Raw genomic sequence first — 250 nt, 5'->3', positions numbered from 1 at the left:
AATCTAAGTTTTCAATTTTTAAGCCATGCTGATTCACTAACTCATCTAGCCATTCTATTAACTGATTAAATTCTACAGAGTCGAGCGTCAAACGTAGCGAATCACTACTTGGCTGCATTTTACTAATACTTATTTGATGGCGCCCACGTGTAGAATTAACAATTTGGCTTAAGTTTGCATTGCTAGCAACACTGGTGTTACCCGCAGCCTTTAGTTTAACAATACTGTCATCAACCCAAGCTAATAGCTC

The 250-nt window shown here is 38.0% G+C and carries 1 protein-coding gene; it reads right to left on the bottom strand.

Going from position 1 to position 250, the window contains the following annotated elements; translation table 11 throughout:
* Positions 1-250: type II secretion system protein GspM (gspM, locus tag AAEY88_RS14795; RefSeq protein ID WP_350563608.1), on the bottom strand; the 250-nt coding region annotated here is incomplete at both ends.

This window comes from Psychrobacter sp. CAL346-MNA-CIBAN-0220 (genome assembly GCF_040309805.1).
GTDB lineage: Bacteria > Pseudomonadota > Gammaproteobacteria > Pseudomonadales > Moraxellaceae > Psychrobacter.
The sequence above is the reverse complement of the archived record's forward strand: the minus strand, read 5'-3'. Positions and strand labels throughout refer to the sequence as shown.